This window comes from Rhizobium mayense, from assembly GCF_030272705.1.
GTDB classification, from domain to species: Bacteria; Pseudomonadota; Alphaproteobacteria; order Rhizobiales; family Rhizobiaceae; genus Rhizobium; species Rhizobium mayense.
The window spans coordinates 1-2,534 of the sequence record NZ_JARFYM010000084.1 but is presented as its reverse complement, the minus strand read 5'-3'; the positions used below and the strand labels follow the sequence as shown (position 1 = coordinate 2,534).

The 2,534-nt window shown below is 57.7% G+C and carries 2 protein-coding genes; one reads left to right on the top strand and one right to left on the bottom strand.

The features are described 5' to 3' along the window. Positions 1 to 223 precede the first annotated feature (223 nt). Positions 224 to 961 (top strand): hypothetical protein, encoded by a 738-nt coding sequence (locus tag PY649_RS34600; protein WP_285873561.1) that lies wholly within the window; start codon positions 224 to 226, stop codon positions 959 to 961. Between the two features lie 6 nt (positions 962 to 967). Here PY649_RS34600 and PY649_RS34595 read toward each other — a convergent pair whose 3' ends face one another. Beyond that, positions 968 to 2,389, bottom strand: coding sequence for an ISNCY family transposase (locus PY649_RS34595; RefSeq protein WP_285873560.1), 1,422 nt, complete (start codon positions 2,387 to 2,389; stop codon positions 968 to 970). Positions 2,390 to 2,534 lie beyond the last annotated feature (145 nt).

The following is a 2,534-nucleotide window of genomic DNA, read 5'->3' as shown; positions in this document are numbered from 1 at the left end:
TGTCAAAGCTGACTAGAGGCGCGACGTCGTCAGCCAGTTAGAAACGCGACACTGGCTCTGATGGTCAGCCCCCGATCCGGCCGGCTGGGCCGGGTTGAAAGGGCGGAGCGGGGGCGGGTGATAACATACCCCTTCGGCTTTAGCTTTCTCACTAGCAATTGTTCTTTTACCGCTCGATACTCGCTGGCACTTGCATGGCGCAGTTGGGGATCAAAGCCGCACGATGCTTCCGGAAATCAACCTGCAAGGTGACGTCGACATCGCCGCGCTGTCACCACTTCTTCGCGGCATGCTTCTTTCGGTTGCCTATGCTGACGGTGAGGGCGGCATAGGATTGACGGCGACCGGCGCCATGAACCGCAAGTTCGTGCATTGGGCCGCTGTGCACTTCCTCTGGCCAGGATTCACAGCCGAGGACCTTTACAGCATGAACAAAGTTCTCAATGAAAGCGACGTGCCGCCGCTTTGGGTGGTGCGCGACATGGCCCGTCATCTGAAGCTTCTTCGCCGGAAAAAGGATGTGCTGCTGCCAACCAGACGCGGCCGGGAGTTTTTGGTGAACCCGCAAGCCTTCTTCGATCTGGTCGCCACGGATTATCTCTATTCGTATGTCCACGCCACCGAACGGGAAGAGGAGGTCCGAGCGCGGTTACGCTGGTGGCGCATGTTCCTCAATCTTCTCAATATCAAGGCCAGAGAAGGTTGCACGCCAATGGACGTTGTGAAGATCCTCTATCCAGACCTGGCGTCTCTCTCGGACACCGAAATGACCATAGAAGCCTGGGAGTTGAAATCCGATCTCCAGTATGGCGTCTTCCAACGCTTATGCTGGCTCGGCTTGCTTTATGAGGCACGAGAGGGGCTCACGCTCCTTCAGGACGGATCCTTCCACAAGACGCCACTTTGGGCAGCTTGCCTGCAACTGGAATCGGATACGCAGAGCGACATCGGCGTGCACTGACGATTTTTATTCCGCCGCTGGCTGCCTCAGTAACACTTTCTCTCGCCGCGCAATCACCGCAGGATCGTTCATGTAATCTGTCCTCGGCTTGCGCCCCCGCTTCTGATAGCCGTTGGCTGTGCTACCGTCTCGAATGCCAAACATATGATCTTTCTGCCCGGTGCGTCGGGGACCGCTCTTGCTGCGTTGCTGTTCTCGGCCGGCCTGCAACTCTGCGACGATCGACAGCATGTCGTCCAGCCGCTTGTTGTCGACGACCTCCGCACGATGCACCGAGCGCAACGTATCGAAGGTCCTGTAGGGCAGGGAAAAGCTCTCGTGCATGATCTCGAGCCGTCCGTCCGGGTAGTCGCAGACGATCACTTTTTGGCCAGCCAGTGGCCTGGAAATCTCGGTCGGATCGAGAATGAACAACACCTTATCGTAGCGCAGCGTCAGAGATTGCGACAGCGTGCGGACTTCCTTCCGGCACATGGCACCATCGAGGTTCTCGTGGTCGGCCAGCGGTCGGTGCATGTCCTTTGGATTGCGTGGTTGCTTGCCAAAGCGAGTGTTGAAATCCGCAATGAACTCAGCCGCATAGGAATTGGCAGCTTCGATCGTATCAATGCCGCGAAGCCGTAATTCCTTCACAAGCCGATCCTGCAATGTCTGGTTGGCACGTTCCACCCGACCCTTGGCCTGAGGGGTGTTGGCGCAGATGATATCGATGTTGAGCTCATAAAGCGCCCGGCCGAACTGCGTCAGACCGCTTGTCCTGTCCTTCTTCGACGGATGCGTCGATCGAAAGACACCATGTTTGTCGCTGTAGAAAGCCAGCGGCTTGCCCCATTGCTGCAGATAGGCCTTTGTCGCATGCAGATAATCGAACGTGTTCTCCGATCCGGCAAAGCGCAGATGCAAAAGCTTCCCGGTGGCATCGTCGATATAGACGAGCAGGGCGCATTTGGGGCCGCGGTTCTCGAACCACCAGTGATGCGAACCATCGATCTGCACCAGTTCACCAAAGCAGTCGCGCCGGCCGCGTGGCTGGAAAACCCGTTTCTTGCGCTCCCGGCGCGAGACCCAGATGCCAGCCTCGGTCATCCATTGCCGCAGCGTCTCCTTGGCAACAGAGATCCGGTGCAACTCGATAAGCTTCTCGCGCGCCAGAGTCGGACCGAAATCCAGATAGCGCTCGCGGATCAGATCCAGCGCCGCATTGCGAAACTCCTCGCTGTGGCGCCGGTTGCTCGGCTGCGATCGCTTCTTCGAAACAAGGCCAGCTGGACCATCCCGGTCATAGGCCTGTAGCAGCCGATGGACCTGACTTCGACTAAGCGCGAGCAGCTCGCCAGCCTGGACGACGCTTAGGCGTTCGTCACGAATCTTCTGGATGACTTCGAGGCGATGCAATTCTTTCTGCGACATGGTGATCAAACAGGACATGACGACTCCGACCGCACATGGTCTACTCGACCAGGCTGAAGGTCGTCATCCTTGCTCCCAACGTTGGCTTTGACCAGTGCGTCGAGAGGCGAGACCGTCGCATCTCTAACTGGCCCAACTGTCGCATTACTAAATAGCCGCTACA

Excerpts from the sequence above, each read along its gene's own strand:
- PY649_RS34600 (WP_285873561.1), top strand. The coding sequence starts at position 224 with ATGCTTCCGGAAATCAACCTGCAAGGTGACGTCGACATCGCCGCGCTG.
- PY649_RS34595 (WP_285873560.1), bottom strand. The coding sequence starts at position 2,389 with ATGTCCTGTTTGATCACCATGTCGCAGAAAGAATTGCATCGCCTCGAA.